Origin of the sequence: Formosa sp. Hel1_33_131, assembly GCF_001735745.1 — a bacterium.
In the GTDB taxonomy this organism is placed as follows: Bacteria; Bacteroidota; Bacteroidia; order Flavobacteriales; family Flavobacteriaceae; genus Hel1-33-131.
This window is the reverse complement of the sequence record NZ_CP017260.1, coordinates 875,053-901,131: the sequence shown is the minus strand read 5'-3', so window position 1 is coordinate 901,131 and position 26,079 is coordinate 875,053. Positions and strand designations below refer to the sequence as shown.

The 26,079-nt window shown below is 36.6% G+C and carries 30 protein-coding genes, 1 tRNA gene and 1 pseudogene; 20 read left to right on the top strand and 12 right to left on the bottom strand.

The genetic code is table 11. The features are described from left to right. Positions 1–23: 23 nt before the first annotated feature. Positions 24–254, top strand: a complete 231-nt coding sequence (locus tag FORMB_RS04005; protein WP_069676227.1) for a hypothetical protein — start codon at positions 24–26, stop codon at positions 252–254. Here FORMB_RS04005 and FORMB_RS04000 read toward each other — a convergent pair. After that, on the bottom strand, positions 244–1,089 hold the full coding sequence (locus FORMB_RS04000; protein WP_069676226.1) for a fibrobacter succinogenes major paralogous domain-containing protein: 846 nt from the start codon (positions 1,087–1,089) through the stop codon (positions 244–246). The genes FORMB_RS04005 and FORMB_RS04000 overlap by 11 nt on opposite strands. Positions 1,090–1,285: 196 nt before the next feature. Further along, positions 1,286–2,041 (bottom strand): hypothetical protein, encoded by a 756-nt coding sequence (locus FORMB_RS03995; RefSeq protein ID WP_069676225.1) that lies wholly within the window; start codon positions 2,039–2,041, stop codon positions 1,286–1,288. Between the two features lie 81 nt (positions 2,042–2,122). On the opposite strand from FORMB_RS03995, the gene FORMB_RS13330 reads away from it, so the two are divergent. The 3 genes from FORMB_RS13330 to FORMB_RS03985 are packed head-to-tail and all read left to right on the top strand — an operon-like array spanning position 2,123 to position 2,994. Continuing rightward, positions 2,123–2,254 carry a plasmid mobilization protein gene (locus FORMB_RS13330; RefSeq protein ID WP_442856529.1) on the top strand — a complete coding sequence of 44 codons (132 nt, stop codon included), beginning with the start codon at positions 2,123–2,125 and terminating at the stop codon, positions 2,252–2,254. Beyond that, positions 2,247–2,447 (top strand): hypothetical protein, encoded by a 201-nt coding sequence (locus tag FORMB_RS03990; RefSeq protein ID WP_069676224.1) that lies wholly within the window; start codon positions 2,247–2,249, stop codon positions 2,445–2,447. The genes FORMB_RS13330 and FORMB_RS03990 overlap by 8 nt, the downstream gene beginning before the upstream one ends. Position 2,448: 1 nt before the next feature. After that, positions 2,449–2,994 (top strand): hypothetical protein, encoded by a 546-nt coding sequence (locus FORMB_RS03985; protein ID WP_069676223.1) that lies wholly within the window; start codon positions 2,449–2,451, stop codon positions 2,992–2,994. Between the two features lies 1 nt (position 2,995). On the opposite strand, the gene FORMB_RS03980 is transcribed toward FORMB_RS03985, so the two are convergent. After that, entirely contained in the window at positions 2,996–3,271 is a 276-nt protein-coding gene (locus tag FORMB_RS03980; RefSeq protein ID WP_069676222.1) for a hypothetical protein, read from the bottom strand. 54 nt (positions 3,272–3,325) lie between these two features. Here FORMB_RS03980 and FORMB_RS03975 point away from each other — a divergent pair, with 54 nt between their 5' ends. Then, positions 3,326–3,661 carry a hypothetical protein gene (locus FORMB_RS03975; protein ID WP_069676221.1) on the top strand — a complete coding sequence of 112 codons (336 nt, stop codon included), beginning with the start codon at positions 3,326–3,328 and terminating at the stop codon, positions 3,659–3,661. Between the two features lie 156 nt (positions 3,662–3,817). Here the strand turns inward: FORMB_RS03975 and FORMB_RS03970 are convergent. Next, positions 3,818–3,899 (bottom strand) — tRNA-Leu (locus FORMB_RS03970). 242 nt (positions 3,900–4,141) lie between these two features. On the opposite strand from FORMB_RS03970, the gene FORMB_RS03965 reads away from it, so the two are divergent. The 14 genes from FORMB_RS03965 to FORMB_RS03900 all read left to right on the top strand — a co-directional run bounded on the left by FORMB_RS03965 (position 4,142) and on the right by FORMB_RS03900 (position 17,706). Further along, positions 4,142–5,083, top strand: coding sequence for a ribose-phosphate pyrophosphokinase (locus FORMB_RS03965; protein WP_069676220.1), 942 nt, complete (start codon positions 4,142–4,144; stop codon positions 5,081–5,083). 24 nt (positions 5,084–5,107) lie between these two features. Next, positions 5,108–5,743, top strand: a complete 636-nt coding sequence (locus FORMB_RS03960; protein WP_069676219.1) for a 50S ribosomal protein L25/general stress protein Ctc — start codon at positions 5,108–5,110, stop codon at positions 5,741–5,743. Positions 5,744–5,815: 72 nt separating this feature from the next. After that, complete coding sequence (gene pth, locus FORMB_RS03955; protein WP_083243972.1) at positions 5,816–6,442, top strand: aminoacyl-tRNA hydrolase; 627 nt, start codon at positions 5,816–5,818, stop codon at positions 6,440–6,442. A 147-nt stretch (positions 6,443–6,589) separates the two neighbouring features. Continuing rightward, positions 6,590–8,593, top strand: coding sequence for a T9SS type A sorting domain-containing protein (locus tag FORMB_RS03950; RefSeq protein ID WP_069676218.1), 2,004 nt, complete (start codon positions 6,590–6,592; stop codon positions 8,591–8,593). A 254-nt stretch (positions 8,594–8,847) separates the two neighbouring features. Continuing rightward, positions 8,848–9,786, top strand: coding sequence for a bifunctional riboflavin kinase/FAD synthetase (locus FORMB_RS03945; protein ID WP_335583327.1), 939 nt, complete (start codon positions 8,848–8,850; stop codon positions 9,784–9,786). A gap of 70 nt (positions 9,787–9,856) precedes the next feature. Further along, entirely contained in the window at positions 9,857–11,128 is a 1,272-nt protein-coding gene (gene serS / locus FORMB_RS03940) for a serine--tRNA ligase (protein ID WP_069676216.1), read from the top strand. Positions 11,129–11,181: 53 nt separating this feature from the next. Next, positions 11,182–12,963: a tetratricopeptide repeat protein gene (locus tag FORMB_RS03935; RefSeq protein ID WP_069677887.1), complete on the top strand. Its 1,782-nt coding sequence runs from the start codon at positions 11,182–11,184 to the stop codon at positions 12,961–12,963. Between the two features lie 17 nt (positions 12,964–12,980). Next, complete coding sequence (locus FORMB_RS03930; RefSeq protein WP_069676215.1) at positions 12,981–13,304, top strand: DUF4286 family protein; 324 nt, start codon at positions 12,981–12,983, stop codon at positions 13,302–13,304. Then, positions 13,305–14,087, top strand: a complete 783-nt coding sequence (gene rsmA, locus FORMB_RS03925) for a 16S rRNA (adenine(1518)-N(6)/adenine(1519)-N(6))-dimethyltransferase RsmA (RefSeq protein ID WP_069676214.1) — start codon at positions 13,305–13,307, stop codon at positions 14,085–14,087. It abuts the gene before it with no gap. 2 nt (positions 14,088–14,089) lie between these two features. Next, positions 14,090–15,460, top strand: coding sequence for a magnesium transporter (mgtE, locus tag FORMB_RS03920; protein ID WP_231925565.1), 1,371 nt, complete (start codon positions 14,090–14,092; stop codon positions 15,458–15,460). A gap of 1 nt (position 15,461) precedes the next feature. Beyond that, positions 15,462–16,397 carry a 2-hydroxyacid dehydrogenase gene (locus FORMB_RS03915; RefSeq protein WP_069676213.1) on the top strand — a complete coding sequence of 312 codons (936 nt, stop codon included), beginning with the start codon at positions 15,462–15,464 and terminating at the stop codon, positions 16,395–16,397. Between the two features lie 26 nt (positions 16,398–16,423). Further along, positions 16,424–16,885: a DUF1801 domain-containing protein gene (locus tag FORMB_RS03910; RefSeq protein WP_069676212.1), complete on the top strand. Its 462-nt coding sequence runs from the start codon at positions 16,424–16,426 to the stop codon at positions 16,883–16,885. A 2-nt stretch (positions 16,886–16,887) separates the two neighbouring features. Further along, positions 16,888–17,271, top strand: a complete 384-nt coding sequence (locus FORMB_RS03905) for a VOC family protein (protein ID WP_069676211.1) — start codon at positions 16,888–16,890, stop codon at positions 17,269–17,271. A gap of 18 nt (positions 17,272–17,289) precedes the next feature. After that, positions 17,290–17,706, top strand: a complete 417-nt coding sequence (locus FORMB_RS03900) for an arsenate reductase ArsC (RefSeq protein WP_069676210.1) — start codon at positions 17,290–17,292, stop codon at positions 17,704–17,706. Here the strand turns inward: FORMB_RS03900 and FORMB_RS03895 are convergent. Continuing rightward, positions 17,703–18,782, bottom strand: a complete 1,080-nt coding sequence (locus FORMB_RS03895; RefSeq protein WP_069676209.1) for a Fic family protein — start codon at positions 18,780–18,782, stop codon at positions 17,703–17,705. The genes FORMB_RS03900 and FORMB_RS03895 overlap by 4 nt on opposite strands. 95 nt (positions 18,783–18,877) lie before the next feature. Next, on the bottom strand, positions 18,878–21,031 hold the full coding sequence (locus tag FORMB_RS03890; RefSeq protein WP_069677885.1) for a peptidase domain-containing ABC transporter: 2,154 nt from the start codon (positions 21,029–21,031) through the stop codon (positions 18,878–18,880). 264 nt (positions 21,032–21,295) lie between these two features. Here FORMB_RS03890 and FORMB_RS03885 point away from each other — a divergent pair, with 264 nt between their 5' ends. Continuing rightward, positions 21,296–22,615, top strand: coding sequence for an ATP-binding protein (locus FORMB_RS03885; protein ID WP_069676208.1), 1,320 nt, complete (start codon positions 21,296–21,298; stop codon positions 22,613–22,615). A gap of 402 nt (positions 22,616–23,017) precedes the next feature. Here the strand turns inward: FORMB_RS03885 and FORMB_RS03880 are convergent, their stop codons facing one another. From FORMB_RS03880 to FORMB_RS03865, 6 genes and pseudogenes are all read right to left on the bottom strand, one after another. After that, positions 23,018–23,320, bottom strand: a complete 303-nt coding sequence (locus tag FORMB_RS03880; RefSeq protein ID WP_069676207.1) for a hypothetical protein — start codon at positions 23,318–23,320, stop codon at positions 23,018–23,020. A 128-nt stretch (positions 23,321–23,448) separates the two neighbouring features. Next, positions 23,449–23,766: pseudogene (locus FORMB_RS13325) on the bottom strand (CPBP family glutamic-type intramembrane protease); the annotation flags it as partial. Between the two features lie 209 nt (positions 23,767–23,975). Then, positions 23,976–24,140 (bottom strand): hypothetical protein, encoded by a 165-nt coding sequence (locus FORMB_RS12970; protein WP_157498071.1) that lies wholly within the window; start codon positions 24,138–24,140, stop codon positions 23,976–23,978. Between the two features lie 122 nt (positions 24,141–24,262). Further along, positions 24,263–24,448, bottom strand: a complete 186-nt coding sequence (locus FORMB_RS03875; protein WP_069676206.1) for a hypothetical protein — start codon at positions 24,446–24,448, stop codon at positions 24,263–24,265. 115 nt (positions 24,449–24,563) lie between these two features. Continuing rightward, on the bottom strand, positions 24,564–24,881 hold the full coding sequence (locus FORMB_RS03870; protein WP_069676205.1) for a DNA-binding protein: 318 nt from the start codon (positions 24,879–24,881) through the stop codon (positions 24,564–24,566). 12 nt (positions 24,882–24,893) lie between these two features. Next, positions 24,894–26,057 carry an HlyD family secretion protein gene (locus FORMB_RS03865; protein ID WP_069676204.1) on the bottom strand — a complete coding sequence of 388 codons (1,164 nt, stop codon included), beginning with the start codon at positions 26,055–26,057 and terminating at the stop codon, positions 24,894–24,896. Positions 26,058–26,079 lie beyond the last annotated feature (22 nt).

The window sequence follows — 26,079 nt, the reverse complement described above, 5'->3', positions numbered from 1 at the left end:
TAGTCTAAACAACAAAAAAACCTATGAAAACAACAAACCAAAACAGCCTTTTTAAGCACCTTTTAGAAGCTACTGAAATAGACGACATTCAATGCCGCTATATTGCCTTTAAATTGGCTGAAAACAACGCCAAAACCATTATCAGTATAGAACGAATAGATAAGCTTAAATATACGGTTAAAACAGACAATGGAAGCTATTTGATAGAAGCAACTAACTTGCCTTTACCTATTAGTAGAGTTGTTAGTCTTTGACTAAACGAACAGGGAAGCCGTGTGCTGCACTATAGTCTATGTAAGCTGTTTCGAGACTACTACTGTCGTAGTACAAGTTGCGACTAAAAGCACCATAATTTTCAATATTATTATTAAAACCAGTTGAAGACCAAAATACAACATATTCTTCAGGTTCAAAATCATCACCCGGGCTCATTGTTCCATAATATGAGCGAGTGCCCGTGTGGAAGGCGTTAAAGCCGCTACTATTGTTAGTGCTTTGGTTGTTGCCTGGAGTTCCTAGTGTTGTTGAGCTTAACCATCCTGTTGTTGATGCCATTGACTTAGCTATTTTATTTCCTGTGGTTGTACCATCATAATTATAACCATTTGCTATAAGATAGTTTTCAAGGGTAGTCCACTCAAGATTACTTGGTGCGTGCCAGCCCTCTGGTGCAAATTCTTTGTTAGGTGTGTTAGGGTCTGTATCGTGAATACCTGCTACCGCATACCAATTATACAACACTTCATTGGTAGGGTCGTTTCCATAATAACACCAAGCCCCTGTAGTTAAATAACGCCATTCATCATTATCTGTAACTTGTGGTATAGGCGTGCCATCTCTATAAGTAGTGTGGCAAGCATTCTCAACAGTCCATTCTTGAGTTCCGTAAACAATACTTGGATAAGGCGCTCCATCACAACTTCCTGTTATCTCTTCTTCAGTAGAAAAACTAACTTCATTACTGTAAAATTCTCCTAAAGTGTTAGTCAAGAAAGCCCTTACATAATAAGTCGTGTTAGGCGTTAAACCCTCAATAGTTGTAGAAATATTAGTCCCATTAACATTGACTTGAGTGTCTTCTATAGACAAAACCTTGTTCAGTATTATTAGGAACGTCACAATTCTCTGATACGATACTTATAACGCCATTTAAAGTAGCTGATGTTTCTGTTATATCAGTAACAGCTTGTGTAGTTAATGTAGGCTCGTAAATACAAGGATTACCCTCGCTATCACTACTACAGGCGAAGATTAGAATGGTGGTGAGTATTAAAATTCTTTTCATTTAGTTGGTGTATGTTATTTCAATTCTTTGAATAGAACAAGTTTCACACTGCTTGAATGTTATATTGATTGGATAATCCTGCTCATTGTAAATGTAGGTAAGCTCCCACCCATCAACACTTACTATGTTGTTGTTTTTTGTACTCATCAACGGATTAACAAAATAATTAGAGAAGATATTATTTCCCTTAATATTTTTAAAAACTGAATTTTTTTGGTCATAATTAATAATCCTAGTTTGATTTGAGCTACAGTCATCTATTGAGGTGATGTTTCCATTATCAACAGTTAAAATGTCAGTGCAATTTTCATCATCACTAAAAATATGTATTTCATTTTCTTGAGGATAATCTATGGAAAATGTTTCTATTGAAGAACTTTCATCACTGTAATTTTCTTGATACGAAATAATCTCAACCAACACGTTTGAACTATTATAAATATAATCGAATTTAAATGTACCAACTAGTTCTTGATTATAATATTCATCAATCTCTATCTTATTAATCATACCCTCTTCGTTATAGGAGTAATTAACCCCAGAATTGGATTCATCATCTGAACCAGTTATAGAAATTAAGTTATTCTCATTATATAAATAATTAGATTGGGATGTTAACTCACCGTTAGAATAGAGATTTATAGTTTTAGGGATTAAACCATAGTTTGTAGAGGTATTGTCATTTGTATCAGAGCTATCGTCATCGCTGCAAGAAAATAGTGCAAAAGCTAAAAATAAGTAAAGTATGTTTTTCATAGTTAAATTGGTTTATACTTCAAAAATACAAAATAATATTACATTCTTTATATATTAATATACTAATGTAAACTTTAATATATGAATGAAATAGTGCCAATTAGAATGTCAACAAAGGACAAAGCCAAACTTCAAGAAAAGGCTAAACAAAACCGATTAAAACTATCTTCTTACTTGCGATACGAATTAACAAAAAATCTTTCAAATGAGTAGAAAACATTACTACACACAATTATCTAATTCACACCCAGAAATGATTGAGGTAAAACTTAAACTAACCCCAGATGAATTAATAACACTTAGAAAATTAACTGATAGTAGAGCATCGGACACATTTGCGCAGATTATTAGAAATTTAATAAATCAGAAAGCTGGGAAGTCAACAGTAAAAGTAATAAAAGGATAATATGGCATTTAAAAAGAAAGTAATAACGATTAGCAACGAAGGGTTAAAGCAAGCTGAAAAGGTCGCAGAGGCTAAAATCACTTTACTACAAACAGCAATAGATGAGGCTAAAAAACACGTCACTATTGATGATTTAAAAGCGTTTAGCGAGGACTTCATCTCTTACACTACTAAGAAGATAATAGATAAAAATAAAAGCCTTAAATCGCTGAATTTGTCACCAAATAAAATATTGAATTTACTTGAGATTGACCTCAATAAATTATATAATATTCAAGTCGAGTTTGAAGAGAACAAAACTCAATTATTATTTGATAAGGAAGGCTCTCCTTTTACTAAAGTAGATAAAGAACAATTCATTAAATACACCAAGAATGAAGAAGAAAACAAGCGTTTAGAAGCGTTTCAGTATCTCATCGTTAGTCTTGAAAAAATAGAAAAGCACACCCACGTTTACAAGGGCGAAGTAGCAAGATTAACCTCTAATGCAGTAGCGTATGATTTACGATTGAACAAGTGGCGTATTAACCCAATATATTTTAGGTAAGTCATTTTACTTCTACCATTATTGTGTAACTCTTCGCTTTTATATCTTCAACTTCTCCTTTTTTATTTAATTCAATGAATTGACCGTCATATTTTCTAACTTCTCCACTTACCTTGTTAAATAAATAAGTGCCATTGCCATTAAACATTTCCCAAACGTGACTTTCGGGGGTAGTGGGGTTTGGTGAAGTTGACTGATTTGAAGCTGAAATAAATAACGATGCAGTTCCAATTATTGCAAGTGAATAGAGTAAAATGTCTTTTAGTTTAGTTGTCATAATATTTGATTTAAAAGTTAAGCATCTAAAATAATAAAATAACGTAAAATAACGATGAGATTTGATAGTAAAAGTGGTAAAGAGGCTGGCAAGATATCTAAAAGGGGGACTGCAATTGGCGTGGAATTGCGTGGTAGCCTGCACGAATTAGTGGATAAAATTTTAAATGACTTAAACTATGAGAGCCTAAACGCATCACAGAAAATTAAACTTTTAGATTTGGCTCTTAAATATTCTTTACCTCGTTTATCAATCGAAAAATCAATAGAACAAATCGAAGAGCCTAGAAAATTTGAAATAACTGTAATAGATGATAACGGTAATTCAGAAATACACTCAACTTTACTAGACGAAAACTTCACTTTAAAAAAAGCCTTTGGTTGTGAATAGAAGCGATTTAAATATTGATTGAAATCAAAAGAAACAATAAGCTAATAACTACAGTAAATTAATACATAAAATAGTAAATTCGTACAAAATTCGTACAAATATTAAACTAAAAAATCCGTAACACTCTATAAATAAAGTAATTACGGATAAATTTTGTACTCAAGGCGGGAATCGAACCCGCACGTCTTGCGACATTGGATTTTGAATCCAACGTGTCTACCAATTCCACCACTTGAGCAATTTATTTGGAGTCGCGCAAATATCGTAATTTTTCTTTACCTATACCCGATTTCCAATAGTTTTCTCTATTTCTTGCTTCTAGTCTGCCTTTTTAGTTTTTAATGGATTTCAGAACAATATAATTATTTCTTTAATCCTATTAAAAATAGTTACTTATATCCTTTAAGAGTTCAAATAAATTTCTAAATTTGCAGCTCGTTTAAAAAAACAGTTTAAAGCTCTCAAAAACAGAACGCTATCATGTCTAACGTCATTCCAGAACCAAAAATATTCGCCTGTACCAATACCATGGTACTCGGTAAAAAAATAGCGGCTTCCTACGGAATCCCTCTGGGAAATGTCATTACATCCACCTATAGTGATGGTGAATTTCAACCCTCTTTTGAAGAATCTATCCGTGGAACACGGGTGTTCTTGATTGGTTCTACCAATCCAGGACCAGAGAATTTAATGGAGTTATTGTTGATGCTGGATGCCGCCAAACGCGCGTCTGCCAGACATATTACGGCTGTCATCCCGTACTTTGGATGGGCACGACAAGACCGAAAAGACAAACCAAGAGTGCCCATTGCGGCTAAATTAGTCGCTAAAATGCTGGAAACAGCCGGAGCCACTCGTATTATAACCATGGACCTACATGCCGATCAAATTCAAGGATTTTTTGAAAAACCGGTCGATCATATGTTTGCATCCACCATATTTTTACCGTACTTAAGAAATTTAAACTTAGACAACCTCACCATAGCATCTCCCGATATGGGCGGTTCTAAACGTGCCTATGCCTATTCAAAAGCATTGGGAAGCGATGTTGTCATCTGTTATAAGCAACGTGCCAAGGCCAATATCATTTCGCATATGGAACTCATTGGCGATGTGACCGGTAAAAATGTAGTATTGGTCGATGATATGGTTGACACTGCTGGAACCCTCACAAAAGCTGCCGACCTGATGATGGAACGTGGGGCTTTGAGTGTAAGAGCCATTTGTACGCACCCTATTTTATCTGGGAATGCTTACGAACGTCTTGAAAACTCAAAACTAGAAGAACTCATCGTTACAGATTCTATTCCGGTGTCTCAAGAGAGCCCGAAAATTAGAGTCTTGAGCTGTGCAGATTTATTTGCCGATGTGATGACTAAAGTGCATCAAAATGAGTCTATTAGCTCAAAATTTATAATGTAATCAATTAAATAACAAATAAATAAAATGAAATCAATTACAATTAACGGATCGAAAAGAGAAAGCGTAGGCAAGAAACCAACTCAAGCCTTACGTAATGCTGGACACGTGCCTTGCGTATTATACGGAGGAGACAACCCAGTACACTTCTCAGCAGAAGAATTGGCATTCTCTAAACTAGTATACACACCAAATGCACATACAGTTGTGATTGCTTTAGGAAGTGAGACTTTAAATGCAGTGCTACAGGACATTCAATTTCACCCTGTAACAGACCGCATTTTACACATCGATTTTTATCAATTATTTGACGATAAAGAAATCGCTATGGACATTCCAGTACATATCTTAGGAAAATCTTTAGGGGTTGCCAATGGTGGATCTTTACGAAGAAACAAACGTAAACTAAGAGTGAAAGCGTTGCCAACAAACTTGCCAGATTTTATTGAGGCCGACATAACGCCACTTAAAATTGGTGGAAAGCTTACGGTTGCCGAATTAGCAAACGATGCTTATAAATTTTTACACCCAGACAACACTGTTGTTTGTCAAGTGAAACGTTCTAGAGTTTCTATCGATGAAGAAGAAGAAGAAGAAGAAGGAGGAGAAGAAGGTGCGGAAGCAGCTGCTCCAGCGGAAGGTGCTGCACCAGCAGACGCTTAAATCGTTTCCTTTTAAATCATTATTTACAAAAGCATTCTGTTATTCAGAATGCTTTTTTTATTTTTACACACTATGAACGTATTTAAATGGTTCTTTAAAAATAAAACCAATACAAACACTGCTGCAGAGATGTCAAAAAAATATTTGATTGTTGGATTGGGAAATATTGGTGCCGACTATGTCAACACCCGTCACAACATTGGGTTTAAGGTTGTTGAAAAATTTGCGCAGCTCAATGACGCTATTTTTGAAACCAAAAAACTTGGCGACTTGGCAAGCTTTAAATTTAAAGGCCGCACCTTTTTACTTCTAAAACCAAACACCTATATGAACCTAAGCGGCAAAGCCGTAAAGTATTGGTTAGAAAAAGAATCCATTCCACCCGAAAACCTATTGGTCATTACAGACGATTTAAACTTACCGTTTGGAACCCTTCGTCTTAAAATGAAAGGCAGTGCTGGCGGACATAATGGGCTCAAAGATTTACAAGACAAGCTGAATACCTCCCAGTACAACAGACTTCGTTTTGGGATCAGTGATGAATTTGCAAAGGGAAGACAAGTAGATTATGTACTTGGAAACTGGACGGACGAAGAGGCTGACAAACTGAAAGAACGTTTGGAACACTGCAGCGAATTTATCAAAAGTTTTGTGATGGCTGGTGTACAAAATGCCATGAATACCTTTAACGGCACCTAATCTTTAAGTCCGTTTTATGACTTGCTATTAACTTCTAATTCTCCATAATCAGATGCTAAGAGCAACTAAGGTGGTTAATTATTGCCTGTTTCATTTTATTGAATTGTTTTTTGTAGTTTTACAAGAACCAATTTAACAAAATTAATAATGAAAAAAATCACTTTAAAAGTCATTTTAATGGCTTTAATGTCTACAACCGCTATTTCTTTTGCTCAAACAAGTACAAACACCCAGACTTTATTTGGTCAGGAACTCACCGATGCCAACATTAAAAGTCTTGACGAATCGGGCGTTATTCGATGTGCATCCGTTGAGTACGAACAATACCTTAAAGCATTATATCCAGAACGGGCTACAAACGCAGAATTTGAAAGCTGGTTAGCACCAAAGGTTGAAGCGGTTAAAGCGCAAAGATCCAATGGTGTTTCTATTATAACGACACTACCAGTGGTATTTCATATTTTAACCGATGAAGTTGGGAATGAGAACCTGTCCGAGGCTGTCATTCAAGCACAAATAGATCAATTAAATTTAGATTTTGGCAATGGTGCAGGCAGTTCTTACACAGTCGCTACAGATACAGAGGTACGGTTTTGCTTAGCACAACAAAACGAGACCGAAGTGACCATGTTTGAACCAGGAATCAATAGAATTACAGATTATGATGACGGACCTTTCTCAATGTCAGATTTCGAAAACACAATAAAACCAGCAACGCAATGGGATCCAACCCGTTATTTGAATATTTGGTTGGCTAACTTAGAAAGTCCTCTTTTAGGGTATGCTCAATTCCCTGTTAGCTCAGGGTTGTCAGGCCTAAACTTCCCCCCTGAACCAGCAAACACAGATGGAGTAGTTATTTTGTCCTCCTCAGTAGGTTCTGTTGCGAGTCCAAATCCCCTAGGTGGTAGTTATGGATTAGGAAGAACCTTGACACACGAACTAGGGCACTGGTTCGGCTTGAGACATATTTGGGGCGATTCTGGAAACTGTTCCAATGACGATTTTTGTGCAGATACCCCAGATGCTACAACTTCTAATGGGGGATGTCCAACGGTAGACTCTTGTCCTTCGGATGGTTTGGGAGCTGATATGGTTGAAAACTATATGGACTACACAAATGATGCTTGTATGGACACCTTTACGGCAGACCAAAAAACAAGGATTCAAGCCGTTTTAGCCAACTCGCCAAGACGTATGGAACTCGGCGCTTCAACAGTCTGTTCGCCAGCCATTGTATATGAGATTGATGGGGCCATAGAACTAGACAATTTAAACCTTGTGGACTGCGCAACAACATTTGCGCCAACAGTGGTTGTGACTAATAATGGAACTACAACCTTAACCTCTGCTGTGATCAGTTACGCAATAGACGAGGACACTGCAGCCACACAGTCTTGGAGTGGATTTCTATTCCAAAACCAAAGTGATACCGTCACGCTTCCTACGATGAATGTTTCTGGAGGCAGTCATACATTAGTAGTAGAATTATTAAGTCCAAATGGATTCACAGATGAAAACACAGTTGATAATACAGTGGTCTCTACTGCATTCACTGTCTTTGTTGACACGGCTACTGTGAACCTGACATTATTGACCGATGAATATGGAGACGAAACATCGTGGGATTTTAAAGACAGTAATGATACCATTTTATACTCAGGAGAAATAAATGTATATGGTAATGAAACCACTTACAATCACACCTTTGATGTCCCTACAGGAGGATGTTACTCTTTTACAATTTATGATTCTGAGGGTGATGGTATATGTTGTGGTTGGGGAGCGGGCAGCTACACACTAACAGACAGTAATTCAAATGTCATTGCGACCGGTGGAGAATTTGGAGCTCAAGAAAGTGTTTCCTTCACAACCGTAAACACACTGGGTACTGAAAATTATTTATTGGACCGCAAAATTACGCTCTATCCAAATCCAGCAACAAACGTGCTTTACATCAAAGTAGGCGCTTCAAACAGCTTACCTGATACGTATAAGGTTTATAATATGTTAGGTCAAATTGTTCTTCAACAATCTATTGGAGAACTCAACGATTTAGCTGTGAATACTTCTAGCCTAAGTAAGGGGATGTATTTCATTAAAATAGCAACAGACAATGCATCCATTTCTTTGCCATTTATTAAGAACTAAATCACTTAAAATAACATCATAAAAAAAGGAGTCATTTGGCTCCTTTTTTATGTTTAATAGATATTGGTATGAGAAATCTGTTTCTTGTCAAGCTGAACTCGTTTCAGCTTCTCAAAATAGTAATTTTCAATATTTAACGAATATGAAAAATACCAGAAAACAATTCACACTTAAAAAAAACAAAAGTGAATGCGCTTAAAATGACGTCCTTTTTTTATCTTCGTACTTTATTTTTCCAATTCAAAAACTAGCTGTTGAAAATTAAATCTGCCGCCGATTACGATCAAATAAAAGACTCTGTTGTCACTATTGGCACATTTGACGGCGTGCACATTGGGCATCAAAAAATCATCAAACGCCTCGTTGCTATTGCCCAAACCGAACAATTGCAAGCGTTGGTATTGACCTTTTTTCCGCACCCTCGAATGGTGGTTCAAAAAGATACCTCCATAAAACTCATCAATACGATTGACGAGAAAGCTGATTTAATTCAAGATTTAGGTGTCGATCATTTAGTCGTCAAAGCCTTCACAAAAGATTTTTCAAGATTAACTTCTCTTGAATATGTACGCGATGTGTTGGTCAATAAGCTGCATGTAAAACACATTATTGTGGGATACGACCATCATTTTGGTCGAAACCGCACCGCCAATATCAAAGACCTCAAAGAATTTGGGGCCTTTTACGGATTCAAAGTCACCGAAATTAGTGCACAAGAAGTCGGAGATGTGGCAGTCAGCTCCACCAAAATAAGAACCGCATTAGACCAAGGTGCGATTAAAGTTGCCAATCAATTTTTGGGGTATAACTTCATGCTCAACGGAACGGTGATTAAAGGAAAAGGCTTGGGGAAAACCATTCAGTTTCCGACCGCCAATTTAAAAATAGAAGAATCCTATAAACTCATTCCCAAAAAAGGAGTGTATCTCGTACAATCCATCATTGACACCAAATTGGTCTATGGAATGCTCAACATCGGAACCAACCCGACAGTCAGTGATGCCAACGAACTTTCTGTAGAAGTCTTCTTTTTTAATTTCAATCAAACCCTCTACGGAACATCTCTTAACATTCAGTTTCTAGATCGGATTAGAGATGAAATTAAATTCTCTGGACTGGAGGCTTTAAAAGCACAATTGGAACAAGATCAACAGGCTGCTTTTGCCAAAATCGCCCTGCTCACAAAAAACTAATTCAATTTAGACCTAAAACCAATTCTTGTTTTATTCTAAATGATTAAATTTGCTTCTTAAAATATGAGCCATGTTACAAGTATCCTATATAAGAGAGCACCAAGCGGAAGTCATCGAACGTTTAAGCAAACGTACAAATGAGGCCAAGTCGCTCATCGATGAAGTGATCAAATTGGACGAATCTCGTAGAGGGCTTCAAACACAAGTGGATACAATTTCTTCGGAGCTGAACGTCCTTTCCAAAGAAATAGGGGAGTTGTTTAAATCTGGACAAGCCCAAAAGGCAAACGAGTCCAAACAGAAAACAGCAGAACTAAAAGACGCCAAAGTTGTACTTTCTGAGGAGTTGAATACCACAGCCGAAGCGCTCCAAACCCTGTTATATAAAATACCCAACCTTCCAAATCCGATTGTTCCTGTGGGAACTACTGAGGAGGATAACGAAGAAATATTTCAGGCAGGTACCATCCCAACCCTCTCTGAAAATGCAGTGCCCCATTGGGAACTGGCAAAAAAATACGACATTATTGATTTTGAATTGGGAAACAAAATCACGGGGGCTGGCTTTCCTGTTTATAAAGGAAAAGGCGCCCGTTTACAACGTGCTTTAATTAATTATTTTTTAGATAAAAACACCGCAGCTGGTTATGACGAAATTCAAGTGCCGCACTTGGTCAACGAAGCCTCTGGCTTTGGAACCGGTCAATTGCCAGATAAAGAAGGGCAAATGTACCATGTGACCGCCGATGATTTATATTTGATTCCAACCGCCGAAGTACCAGCCACCAATATTTTTAGAGATGTTTTATTGCAAGAAAGCGATCTCCCAAAAACATTGACCGCCTATACCCCTTGTTTTCGTAGAGAAGCAGGAAGTTATGGCGCCCACGTTCGAGGATTGAATCGTTTGCACCAATTTGATAAAGTAGAGATCCTTCGTGTGGAACACCCTTCTAAATCCTATGAAGCCCTTGATGGAATGGTGGAACATGTCAAGTCTATTTTAGAAGAATTAAAATTACCTTACCGTATTTTGAAACTTTGTGCAGGCGATTTAGGATTTACCGCCGCATTGACCTATGATTTTGAAGTCTTTTCAACCGCTCAAGACCGTTGGTTGGAAATTTCTTCCATCTCAAATTTTGAAACCTTTCAGGCAAATCGATTGAAATTGCGTTTCAAAAACAGCGAAGGAAAATCGGAATTAGCACACACATTGAACGGAAGTTCGTTAGCATTGCCGCGTGTATTGGCGGGTATATTGGAAAATTACCAAACCGATGCAGGCATTCAAATCCCTGAGGCTTTAATACCTTACACAGGGTTTGCGATGATTGATTAGTGACCGCCTCGATTCAGTTCTGGGCATTTAATTACAGTTACAAAAACACCTTGATGAAATCGATAAGAATTCTTTTTTTTAGTATGTTTTGCTTCCTCGCATCGGCTCAGGTCGACCCGGGATTGGCCAAAGATTACTTTGAAAAAGGAGACTTTGAAAAGGCAGTATCGCTGTACCAAAAACTACTCGTTAATCAACGTACCAATTCCTATTATGCCCTTAAAGTGATTGAATGCCATCAGCAACTCAGTCAGTACACAGCCGCTCAAAAAGAGATTGAAATCCAAATAAAACGTTCTAACAACCCACAGTATTTTGTGGAGTTGGGGTACAATTATCAACTTCAGAATCAATTGACAGAGGCGGAAGTATATTATGAAAAAGCAGTGCAGAGCATTGAAATCCAACCCAATTATGTCTATGTCGTTGCCCAGCGTTTTGAAATCCATTCATTGATTGATTATGCAATTCAGGCGTATGAACTCGGATTAAAAAACGTGCCCAATACGGCTTTTTATTACCAATTGGCAGGCTTATACGCCACCCAACAAAACATTGAAAAAATGATGGAGCGGTATCTGGACTATGTCGAAACAAGCCCGCCCTACATCAACCAAGTCATGCGCTTGCTCACAGAATACATTTCAGAAGATGCCACTCAGCCCTACAATCAACTGTTTAAAAATGTATTACTTAAAAAATTACAATCCAAACCCAACCCGCTTTGGAACCAATGGTTGAGTTGGCTGTATGTACAACAAAAAGATTTTAAAAAAGCATTTACTCAGGAGAAAGCCGTCTATAGACGTACGCCAGAATCTTTACAAGGATTGATCAATTTGGCACTTGCAGCACAAGAAGCACAGTCAAATGAAGTCGCACTGGGTATTTTTGAGTTTATCATTCAAAATGCGAAAGACACACGCTTGCGTATTCAAGCCAATTGCAGCCGTTTGGAGCTTCAATTGCAATTGTCTCAACCCAGTGATTATAAGGCGATCAAAGAGGGGTATGAAGCCTTGTTAGAAACCTATAAATTAGGCGTTGAAACAGTCCAATTGCAATTGTCTTACGCAGAGTTTTTAGCCTTTTACGATCAAAATTCGGAGGCTGCAATCGCATTTTTAAAAACAGCTTTAAAAGCAAATTTAACAGACCTGGCGTCTTCAGAATTAAAAATGAAACTCGCAGATATTTTAGTGACGCAAAACAAATTCAACCAAGCACTGATTTATTATACCCAAATTCAGATGCGGGTTAAAAACAGCATATTGTCTCAGGAAGCCCGTTTTAAAGCCGCTAAAACAAGTTATTATAAAGGCGATTTTGACTGGGCAGAAACACAACTAAAAGTACTAAAATCGTCTACCTCTCAACTGACGGCAAACGATGCTTTGGATCTGCAACTTTTGATTTCTGACCACAAAGGGAGCGACTCGCTTCATACCGCCTTAAAGCTCTATGCCAAAGCAGAATTGTTAAGGATTCAAAAGAAACCAACTGAAGCCCTTGAGGTTTTAGAGTCCATTCTTGAGAATCATAAAACAGATCCTATTATCGATCAAACTTTATTAGTACAAGCGCAATTATACGAGGCGCAAAAAGAGTTTGCCAAAGCAGAGGTAAATTACTTGAGAATTATAACAGATTACAAAGACGATATTCTGGTGGACGACGCTTATTTTTTCCTTGCGGAATTATACAGAACGAAGCTCCTGCAAACAGAGAAAGCAAAGCTTAATTATGAAACCATTATCTTTAACCACGAAGATAGTATTCATTTTGTAGAAGCTCGAAAGCAGTACCGCATCCTAAGAGGGGATACACTCAATTAATGACAACAAATTAACCAATGATAATTTACAACGTAACCGCCAATATTGAGGACAGCATTCATGAAGAATGGTTGTTGTGGATCAAGGAACACATTCCAAAAGTACTGGCGACTGGATTCTTTTTAAAAGCAACGTTTACAAAAGTTTTGGTCGAAGAATCTATGGGGGGATTGACCTATTCAATTCAGTATTTAGCCCACTCAAAAGAAGCTTTGGAATCGTATCACGAACAGTATGCAGCTGATTTTCAAGCGGAAGGATTGCAGAAGTTTGGAGATAAAATGTTAGCCTTTAGAACGGAATTAGAATGGATTGATGAATATACTGTAAGCACGCACTAAATGATCGTAAAACCAAAAAAACACTTAGGACAACACTTTCTTAACGATGAAATGATCGCGCAGCAAATTGCCGATGCTTTAACGTTGGAGGGGTATAAAGATGTTTTGGAAATAGGGCCTGGAATGGGCGTCTTGACCAAGTATATTTTAAAGAAACCAATCACCACCTATGCGATTGAAATTGATCCAGAATCGGTAGAATACCTACAAGCAAATTTCTTGAATTTAGCCCCTCGAATCATTCAAGAAAATGTTTTGAAGTACGATTTTAGCAGTGTTTTTGGAACGCGTCCTTTTGCGATTATTGGAAATTTCCCCTATAATATTTCGACACAAATTGTGTTCAAAACTTTAGAGAATAGAGATCAAGTTCCTGAATTTGCAGGGATGTTTCAAAAAGAAGTGGCACAGCGCATTTGCGAAAAAGAAGGCAGTAAAGTATATGGCATCTTATCCGTATTGGTACAGGCATTTTACGAAGCAGAATATTTATTTACGGTGCCGCCATCGGTGTTTGTTCCCCCACCAAAAGTGGAGTCTGGAGTTTTAAGATTGACAAGAAAAGCAGACTATTCTTTGCCTTGTGACGAGAAATTATTTTTTAGAGTGGTCAAATCTGCGTTTCAACAACGTCGTAAAACCTTGAGAAATAGTTTAAAAACCTATAATTTATCGGATAATTTAAAAGCAAATACTATCTTTGACAAGCGTCCTGAACAACTGAGTGTACAGGCGTTTATAGAATTGACATTAGCAATAGAAACCGATCAACAACCCATTTAATTTTGGAAGAAAACAAGGAACATATCCCTTTTGAGATCACCGAGGCCTTAATCGATGTCCTTAATGGACTCATTGATTCGAAGGATGATAAAGCCATTTTGGAGCAATTACAAGATGTACATTATGCGGATATTGCTGAAATTCTAGACGATCTAAATTTAGATCAAGCCACCTATATCATTAAACTTTTAGACAGCGAAACAACTGCAGATGTTTTAGCAGAATTGGAAGATGATGTTCGTGAAAAAGTACTTCAAAATCTTTCGATTAAAGAAATTGTTGAAGAAATTCAAGAGCTAGATTCTGATGATGCCGCCGATTTATTGGCCGATTTATCTCCTGAACGTAAGCGAAAAGTAATCGCCCAAATGGACGACAAGGAGCTGGTTGCGAATCTTCAAGAATTATTGACTTATGATGAGGATACTGCGGGTGGACTGATGGCAAAAGAACTGGTGAAGGTTTATGAAACTTGGACGGTCGCAGGCTGTTTACGTAAAATCAGAGCTCAAGCCAAAGAAGTCAAGCGGGTGCATTCTATTTATGTGGTTTCAAAAGAAGAAAAACTGATGGGGCGCTTATCGCTCAAAGACCTTTTGATTGCCGATAACGAAACCAAAATAAAAGATATTTATATTCCAAAGGTAGATTCAGTTCACCTGGATGAAGATGCCGAAGAAGTTGCCAAATTAATGGCCAAATACGATTTAGAAGCCGTCCCCGTCATCAACGATGAAAATGTCCTTTTAGGGCGTATTACCATTGATGATATTGTCGATGTTATTATTGAAGAAGCGGAGAAAGATTACCAGCTTGCTGCAGGTATTATACAAGATGTGGATGCGGAAGATAGTATTCTCGATCTCACCCGTGCGCGCTTGCCATGGTTGTTTTTAGGTCTTTTGGGAGGCGTTGGAGCCGCCATCATCATGGGTGGATTTGAAACCATCATTGATGATTTCCCCTTGATTTTATTATTTACGCCCCTCATTGCCGCCATGGCAGGGAATGTAGGTGTTCAATCGTCTGCGATTATTGTGCAAGGTTTGGCGAATGATGAGGTGAGAGGAAGTGTCAATCACCGTCTTATAAAAGAAATGTTTTTAGCCGCCCTAAATGGGGTCATTTTAGCCCTGTTTTTATTTTTCTTTGTATGGGTTTGGAAACAAGATGTGCGCACCGCTTTAGCAATCTCCTCATCCCTAGTGGTTGTCATTATTGTCGCTGGAATTATAGGAACCTTTATTCCGTTATTTCTTCACAAAAAAGGAATTGACCCTGCGATTGCAACAGGCCCGTTTATCACAACGAGCAATGATATTTTTGGAATACTGATTTACTTTTCGATCGCTAAACTCATCCTAAATATTTAAGATGAACATCTTACATCTTGACTCCAATCATCCCTTATTAATAGAACAGTTAACCGCTTTAGGACATACCAATCACGAAGATTACTCCAGCTCAAAAGAAGCCATTGAAGCTAAAATACACACCTATGACGGTCTCATTATAAGAAGCCGGTTTCGAATTGATGCGCCTTTTTTAGACAAAGCCACCAACCTTAAATTTATAGGTCGGTTAGGCGCCGGATTGGAAAATATTGACACAGACTACGCAGAAACCAAAGGCATTCATTTAATAGCCGCCCCTGAAGGCAATCAAAATGCTGTTGGAGAGCATGCGCTTGGGATGTTGTTGGCGTTGTTTAATAAACTACACACAGCAGATCGCGATGTACGAGATGGCAAATGGCAACGCGAAGCCAATCGAGGTCTTGAACTCGATGGGAAAACCGTTGGGATTATTGGGTATGGACATATGGGCAAAGCATTTGCTAAAAAACTGCGCGGTTTTGAGGTTGAGGTTCTTTGTTACGATCTCAAACCCACTGTTGGTGATGAAAATGCACAACAAGTTTCATTGGAAACGCTTCAAGAAAAATCCCAAATCATTAGCCTTCATGTTCCTCATACCGAGTTGACATATCAAATGATCGACGCAAATTTCATCCGCAAATTTAAGCAACCGTTTTGGCTCCTCAATTCCGCTCGCGGCAGTTGTGTGGTCACTGAAGACTTGGTAGCTGCGTTGGAGTCTAAAACCATATTAGGTGCAGGATTGGATGTTTTGGAATATGAGAAATCATCATTTGAAAATCTGTTTTCAAACACCCCACCTCCTGCGTTGGATTATCTACTAAAAGCTGACAATGTACTGTTGTCGCCACATGTGGCTGGATGGACGGTAGAGAGTCACCAAAAATTAGCCCAAACCATCGTTGATAAAATTGTCAACTATTTTCATTAAATTTAGACCTTTAAACGTTCTAAATTATGAAATCTACAGCATTAATTCCTTCCGAATACATCGCTCAATTGCCCGAAGATCGGAAAGCACCGATTCAAAAATTAAGACAAACCATTTTGGAGCGCTTAGACCCAAAATTTCAGGAATGTATCAACTATGGGATGTTAGGATATGTGGTGCCATTTACGATATATCCAGATGGTTACCATTGCAATCCCAAGTTGCCGTTGCCCTTTATGAACCTCGCCTCTCAGAAAAATTTTATAGCCGTGTATCACTTAGGAATGTACGCTAAAAAAGAGATTTTAGATTGGTTTGTAGCGGAATATCCGAAGCATTGCAAGACAAAACTAGACATGGGAAAAAGCTGTATTCGCTTTAAAAAAATGGAGGACATCCCTTATGAACTTATTGGACAGCTCGCCACTAAACTATCCGTTGATGAATGGATTGCTATTTATGAATCTCAAATAAAAAAAGAAAAATAGATATGAAAAAACGTGTCACAGGTCTCGGTGGAATATTTTTTAAAACCAAGGATTCAAAAGCTACAAAAGCATGGTATGGCAAGCACCTCGGATTGCCCGTTGACGATTATGGATGTACCTTTTGGTGGAAGGATGAAGAAGGAAAAAAAGCATCTACACAGTGGTCCCCATTTAAGGAGGACACGACCTATTTTGAGCCCAGTAAACAACCCTTTATGGTGAATTTTCGAGTTGAAAATCTTAACAATTTGATAACGGTTCTTAGATCAGAAGGTGTTACTATTGTAGGCGATATACAAACGTTTGACTATGGGAAATTTGCTTGGATCTTAGACCCTGAGGGGAATAAAATTGAGCTCTGGGAACCCATTGACAGTGCGCTATAACACTTATAAAATTAAGAAATGAAGAATATATTAGTCCTTTGTACAGGAAATTCGTGTCGCAGTCAGATGGCTCACGGCTACTTAAATCAATTTGCAGCCAATCGCGCCACCATTTACAGTGCGGGCATTGAAACACACGGTATCAATCCGGGTGCTGCGGCGATTATGAAAGAAGATGGGATAGACATCTCGCAACATACCTCCAACCATGTGGATGAATATGCAGACGTTGATTTTGATTACATCATCACCGTTTGTGACCATGCCAATGAAAACTGTCCATTCATTCCAAGCACCAATGCTCTGCGTTTGCATCATAATTTTTATGATCCTTCTAAATTGATTGGTGCCGACCAAGAAAAGCACGCTGCATTCTTAAAAGCACGTACCGAAATTAAGGATTATATGAAAGCATTTGTAGCGGAGCGGTTTTAAAATAATTGTTCCCATTTGTGGTTGAGTCGATACGATCGTGCTCTATTGGAAGGATTTCCAATTATAAGGAATTCGTTTTCCAACCATTTTTTTAGCAGAGTGGCAGCACTCCTTTTAGAAATACCTAGGTGCTGTGCTAAATCAGTATTCGTAATTTCTTTTTGGTTTACAAATAGATCCAAAGCCATGCGTTGCTTGGCAGATAACTCTCTTAATGTTTTGCTGTTGTCTTGTAGTGATGGGCTGCTATTTTCTTTTGATGATGCCACAATGTTCGTAAAAGAAATCGCCATTCCTTTCATAAAATATTCCAGAAAATTTGTAAGATCCGCTTCCGCTCTTCCCATATAATAATTGGGAATATCGTCAACAGCCAAAGCATCGTAATAGCCCTGTAAGTTTTTTGCATAATAAGCTTCCAAAGAATAGATGCCCTTCAGTCCATAGCCCCCATAATGTAAAATATAGTTGGTAATCAAGCGAGCTGTTCTTCCGTTTCCATCATAGTAGGGATGTATGCTCGCAAATTGATAATGTGCCAATGCAGCTATAATAGGGACCGGAATTTTTCCCTTTTTTAAAGAGATGTCAATCCAAGAAACAAGTGCTTTCATCAAACCACTCACTTCTGAAGCTTCGGGGGGCATATAAACAATAGCGCCCGACAATCCATCTTTAATTACGTTTTGACCTTCTCTATACGCGCTTGCGCTCTTTCTACCACTTAAAACCCATCCATGTATAGTTTGAATGGTTGTTTCGGTTAATGGCTTGTTATTTTTTGTTTCAAGATATTCTAACGCTTTGTAATAATTGACCACCTCTTTTTCATCGCGTTCCCGTCCAGGAAATCCCTCTGCTTTTTTTGAAACAACATCTGTAACTTGCTCCATCGTTAAACGGTTTCCTTCTATTTGAGTGGAGTAGTGCGTCGAGGCCAATCGTGCGGATTTACGTAGCGAGCTTAAGAGCATCGCGTTCATAGGAATCGATTCAAATTGTTTTTTACCAGTTTCAATGGCCACTAAATTTTGTGCAATAGCAACTGTAATCGTGTAATTGGGTGAAAAAGGCATCCGTATGTGTTTTTACGAAAGTACGATAAAATGTAATTAAAATGTAAATAAATTGTAATTAAAGTGTGAATAAAAGCCTGATCAAAAATTAGGTATTAAAGCAATGGGCTTTGCGCCTGCCACAATTCATAATACCGCCCTTTTTGTTTGTACAGGTCTGTGTGTGTGCCACTTTCAACTACGGTTCCTTTATCTAAAACAATAATTTTGTCAGCATTCACAATTGTACTTAATCGGTGCGCAATAATGACCACTGTCTTGTGTTTCTCTCGCATAGATAGAATTGTCTTTTGAATATAATTTTCTGATTTGCTATCTAGTGAAGATGTTGCTTCGTCCAAGATTAAAATCTCGGGATTTTTATATAATGCTCTTGCGATAGCGATACGTTGTTTTTGACCGCCAGAAAGTGAGGCCCCATTCTCGCCTAGATATGTTTCAAATCCATTTGGAAGATTTTCAACAAAATCTAAAATCCCTATTGACTTACAAATTCCTAAGATGTGTTCCATATTTGGGTTAAAGTCACCAACGGCAATATTCTCAATGACATTTCCGGCAAACAAATCAATTTTTTGAGGTACTACGCTTATGATGTTTCTTAAACTGTTTGTGTCTATATAATTGATATCTAAACCTCCGATGCTAATTTGTCCTTTTTGAATTTTATAAACGTTTTGCAGTAACGCCATAAGAGTTGATTTTCCAGAACCACTTTCTCCTATAATCGCGGTTATTTCACCCTTTGAAATTTTGAGATTAAAATTTTCAAAAACTTGTACTCTCGTTCCATACCTGAAACTGACATTGTTGAAGTTTATATCCCCAATTTTTTCATGCGTTAGCGAAATTTTGTTTTCTGAGCTTTCCCGTTCCAAATCCATAATTTCAAACAGTCGATCTGCAGCAATAAGAGCGTTTTGAATTTGTTTATTGGCTCCAATAAGGCTTGCTGCGGGCCCTGTGAAGTAACCGATTATCGCATAAAAAGACAATAACTCTCCAGCTGTAATTTCTCTGTCTATTACAAAATAGGATCCTGTCCATAACAAAATGATAGTGAATAGTTGCGCTACAAATGATGAACTTGTGCCTGAAAACACAGAGTTCAAAGCAGATTTATACCCAATTTTAAGTAAATTGATAAACTTGGTTTCCGTTTTTATATTAGCAAAGTCTTCCAATCCAAAACGCTTGATAGTACTTACGGCATTAAGCGATTCCACGAGTTGACTTTCTAACTCTGCGCCCTGTTCCATTAGTTTCCGTTCTACTTTTTTGTTTAAGCGGTTGATGATAAAATAGATCATTGCATATACAGGAATGACGAGCAACATGATAAGCGCTAGTTTCCAATAATAGAAAAACATCAGCCCAAATGAAAATAAGAGAATGAGAACATTCACGGTCAGGGATAAGGAAACGCCATTGATAAAAGTTCTAATTTTCACTGCATCATTGATCCGTGAAATGATTTCTCCAACACGCATGGTATCAAAAAAGGACTGTGGCAATTTGAGAAGGTGTTTGTAGTAACCTAATATGAGTCGGGCGTCAATTTGTTGTCCTGTTTTGATGAGAAAAACATCTTTGTAGATGCCAATAACAAATTGGAGCAGCAGTAACCCTAACATGATAACACCCAATAAATTCAGTAATTTTGTGTTTCCACTGACGAGCACAAAATCCGTTATTTTTTGAATGTATATAGAAGTAGAAAACCCCAATAAGGTATATACGATGGCGCCAAAAAAGGCTTGTGCCAACACAAATTTATGAGGTTTGAGTAAAAACCAAAATCGCTTGTAAACAGAGATTTTGTCATTTCCTTTCTTAAAGGTTTCATTAGGTTGTAAAATGACGAGTACCCCTGTCCATTCTTCAAGAAATGCCTCATGTGTTTTTTTGTCTATCTTTCCAGTACCAGGATCCATAACCGTGATGTGGCTTTTGGAAACACCATAAATGACTACATAATGGTGCAGTTTCTTTTTTACAATAATATGAGCGATGGCTGGTTTGGGAATTTTAAAAAGACTGTCTAAAACACCTTTGACCCCTTTGGCCTCAAACCCTAGTTTTTCTGCGGCTTCTATGAGTCCAAGAACGTTAGTCCCTTTTTTGTCAGTGCCTGCATATTGACGAATACGCGCAATGGGCAGCTCTAGATGGTAGTGCGCAGCAATAGAGGCAAGGCAGGCGGCACCACAATCGGTAATGTCGTGTTGTTTTATTTTTATGGAAGCCATGATAAATGCGTTTACAAGCAATAGTAATCGACTTCACTGCAAAAAAAGTGCACTGTAGGTTTTTTTAGAGATTAAATTCCTAATCCTTCTTTGAAACAGTCCCACTAGAATGATAATATATTTTAGATTTTAGTTTTCATGATATTTACGTTTTCTCTGGTAATAAATAAAGACACTCAAGATTAAAATAATTATTGAACTAAATAAACCTACATTTATTTAATTACCATACCTTTAATTTTAAGATATTTGTTATATAATAATATGCCCGAACAACAAAACATAGAATGGAAACAATCTTGGCGAGATGAATATCTGCAATGGATTAGTGGATTTGCCAATTCCAACGGAGGTGTCTTGTATATTGGAAAAGATGATATTGGAAATGTAGTGGGGGTCGATAAGTATACAAAACTCATGGACGAGTTGCCGAATAAAATTTCTAGTAAACTTGGCGTGCTTTGTGATGTTAATTTACATGAGGAAAACGACTTATACTATATAGAGATTATTACCAAACCCTATAATAATGGTATTTCATATAACGGAAAATATTATTACCGTTCTGGCAGTACCAATCAAGAACTTCGAGGAAATGAACTGACTGAATTTTTGTTAAGAAAAACGGGGAGGACTTGGGATAGTATTGAAGAAGAAAATGCATCTTTTGACGATATTAATGAAGCTACGGTAAAACGATTTGTTAAGTCTGGTATTGCTTCCAAAAGGCTACCGCTTGAAACAGTGAACCTTGATTCAAAAACTATTTTTCAGAATTTATTGATAATGAATGAAGGGAAATTAACTAGGTCAGCAATCTTGCTATTTGGGATACAACCTTTGAGGTTTTATGTGAGTTCCTTTCTTAAGATTGGAAAATTTGGAAAATCAAGTTCAGAATTACTTTCTCAAGAAGTTGTGGAAGAAGGAAATCTCTTTGAACAACTTGATGAAACACTTAAAATTCTATTTACAAGATTTATAGACAGCTCTATTAGTTACAAGGGAATTCAAAGAATTGAAACCTATGAATATCCATACGAAGCAGTTCGAGAAATATTACTAAATGCGTTTACCCATAGAACTTATGAAAATTCTCCAATACAAATTAGTGTTTATCCTGACCGAATTATGTTTTGGAATCAGGGAGAGCTATTAAATCCATTAACTCCTGAAAAATTAAAAGTAGACCATAAATCTATGACTAGAAACCCAATTATTGCAAGAACATTTTTTAGAGCAGGCTTTGTAGAATCTTGGGGGCGTGGAACAATTAAAATTATTGAAGAATGTGAAAAAGCAGGATTACTTGAACCTAAAATTGAAGAGTTGACAGGTGGTGTTGCTATTACTTTATATAAAAACAGAACCAGTCCAGAGTTCTTATCATCTTTATTTTTGAATGAAAGACAATTAAAAGCAATTGAATATTTAAAAGAGAATAACCAAATTACAACTGGAGTATATCAAAACCTATTTGAAATAACAGATAGAACCGCTTTGAGAGATTTAAATGAATTGATTGAATATAGAGTTATAAAGAAGGTTGGCGAGAAAAAAGGAACAAAGTATTTATTGATTTAAATGTCGGATATCGATACTAAATGTCGGATAAATGTCGGATATAATATCCGATAAAAAGAGAAACCAATAATAATTGGGTTGTCTAAAACTACATATTGAAACTGTACAAAATTTAAGGTTGGCATACTCAAAAAAATAGATAAAGCCCCTAAAAAAGACGGGGGACTACTATCCCTTGTATTTTCAATCGTAAAATCCACTCGAACTGACGAATTTCATTAAAATGCACAACGAGTTTATGTAATTAATGTGTAAATAAAGACAGTGCTAGAGAATGCGTAATTTCTAAATTCCTAATCCTTCTTTGAAACAGTCCCAATGAGAAAATAAATAGCTAAAGAACAGAAACGTTAATGCAATAATGAAGATGTTTTTTTTGTATGGTTTTTTCATAATATTTTTTTAAAATAATAATTCTTTTATGCGGTCATAGTACCCGAGTAATCCAAAAAGGAATAGGGATAGAACTAGATAAATGATGTTTTTTTTGGTGTTTTTATGTTTCAATAATTCTTTTACATTGAAGATGACGAGCGGTACTCCTATGACTAATTTTACAAGAATAAATATATTTTTTGTGGTTTTCCAACCAAAAAAAAGTTCATAGTCTTTGGGTTCATCAATACAAATCAAGGGTGTTAAGGCACTTTTTATGTAAATTAGACCTAAAGCAATAAAAAAACTTGAGAATATTTTTTTCTTCATGATTTGTTGTTTCGTGTTTACCCTAATGCATCCAACATATAGGAAACGAATGCCCGTCCTAAAGTAAATCCAATGACTAAAAGTACAATACCAGCTAGAATGATAAGAGTTTTTTTATTTTTCATGTTTTAAATATTTCTGCAAAACCAAACAAACAAATTCCAAAAAGCATGTGTTGTTGAAATATAAATAATGGTTATCATAAGTTTTTTTTTGTTCAATGTTTTAAGATAAAAAAGCATGAAAATCACCCCCATTATTGTTGCTTTTATAATGTGAACAATCGAATAGTTATGAGTTAAGCCAAATAACACTCCAGAAATAATAGAGTAATAAATAATTTTATTTTGGATGCTTCGTAAAGATGTGAAGTCTAGTAAATATTTAATTAAAACTTGAAAGACAAGTGTTTCAACGATAGGAGCTATAATTATTATAGAAAATAAAAAAAAGCAGTTTTTTCGTTTCCATAAAACGAAGTTTTTTTTATATCAAATATTTCATATAAGTAATCCCAAAGGGGATTAAAGCCAAATTCAAATATTAGTAAAAGAACAATTACTGAAATGAAGTTAATTAGTAATCTCAATTTAATTAATTTTTTAATATAAAGCGACAACAAGATAATTCTAGCCATCGCTTTATGTTTTTTTAATTAGGGATGTGTAGTCCACCAAGGATGATCTCCAAAGAAAAACTCTCCTAAAGCCTCGTCAATTGCATTTAGACCAGCTCCAATATAATATCCTATCCCATATGCTGGTTCATCACCTCCGTTAATGTTTAGTAATTCATTCTTATTTAATTCTATTAGTTCCATGATAAATAATTTAAAATTTTAATAAATGACTCTTTTAATTTGTCATAATTGGATAAAAAACCAAAAAGAAAAATTAAAATTAAAATATATAATATATTTTTTCTTCTAACTTTCATAAAGTTTTAAGGACAGGGATTATAATCGTAGTCGTTACCATTAATTCCATCATTAAATCCAGCAGAAATGTCATCCCATTCTGACATGACATACAAAGCCCCTGCGACTACATACTGCCAAAACCCACCCTCAGTAGATTTGAGTTCTTCAGTGTTCAACGCTTGAACACCATAATTTTCTAATTGTTTCATAATTTTTAAAATTTGAGTTTATATTAATTTTTTTGGTTGTAAACTTTTTACAATCCGTATCAAAACGCTACCATATGCATCTAATATTGTTTTGATATTCCAAATATAAACGTGTTCACTGCAACTTCCTTGCAAGGTGCAAATTTTCTCCTAAAAAATAACTGCCACCAAAAATTTCGGTAACCTCATCTCCGTTTAGTACGGTTACAGAAATAGCCACTTGTAAATCAAAGGCGTTCGTGTAGTAATAGGTTTCTTTATTCCTACTGTAGCTAATTTCTGCATTGTAATCCTTTAGCTTATTCATTAGTATATACACAGAGCGCTGACTAATTTGCATTAAGTCTGCTAATTGTTTTGGTGCCCCTGTATTTTCGTTTTTAATTCTTAAATGCAATTGCTGTAAGCGTTCCAGTGTTTTTAGGTTTTTCATAATTTTCAGGGTTTAGAGCTTAGCGGTTTGATTTTGTCCTGGGTTGATCCAATCGTCCACTTTGTCGTATAATAAGTCAAATAAACTTCGGTTGGCTAATTTGAATTTTGCGGTCAGTGTCATCCCTTTTTTCAAAGGGCCTACATAGCCATTTTTGAGAGCTAGTTGGGCGTCGTTGATGCTGCAATACACTTTAAAAACCGCTTTGTTATCAACGAATTCAATATCTTTTGCAATGTCTGTGATACGTCCACTGGACATGCCCCATTGGTTGTAATTATAGGCATCTATCTGGAAATTTACATCGGAATGGACTTTTAATAAACCAATGTCATAGGGGCTTACATAACATTCTATTCGCAATTCCGTGTCAGGAGATAGCTCGGCAATGGTTTGCCCAGCAGCCAAATAGCTGTTTTGTCCCGTACTCACACTGCTTACCAAAGTCCCCGAAATAGGGGCTGTCACGGTATATAAGTTTCTGTTTTGTTGGGTTTGGTAGGCGTTACTTTCAAGCTCTACTAATTTGGTTTTATAGTCCGTAAGTGCCGCTTGCCATGCATTGTATTGCTGCTCGTGCAATTGGTGAATGTTGCTTTTTATAAGGTCGTACTCAAGTGTTTTGTTTTCGTGCTCCACCTTTGCAATGACGCCTTTGTCGAATAGTTTTTTAGAACGATTAAAGTCCCGTTTTAATTTTTTAAACTTCGTTTGAAGTTCGTATTCTTTTTGTTTAAAAAGAAGAGCCTCATTTTGGAATTTAGGAGATTTTAGCTGTTTGAGGTCTATTTTTTTAGCCCCTACCATATAAGATAAATCTTGAATAAATAGGGTCGTTTCTTCAATTTGACGCTTTGATAAACTCAATTTTTCAACAATTATAGAGGCATCAAAAGACACTAAAGTATCTCCTTTTTTCACAAACATATTATTGTTTAAATACGAGGTATTAATTTTTCCAGAAATGGGTGCCGTGATCGTAATACGTTCTTTATCAGGTTTGATAATCCCGCGGGAGGTTGAATAAATATCAATATTGGTAAAGGGGAGTAGGGCTAAAGCAGTCATAACAGAAAGTAAAATAATAAGGTATATAACTTTACTTTTAGTGCTATGTCGAAACATGTGAGTTTCAACAGTGCTTTCAATGATTTCCTTGGGGAAAACTTGTTTCATAATTTTAGGTTAAGTATTAAGG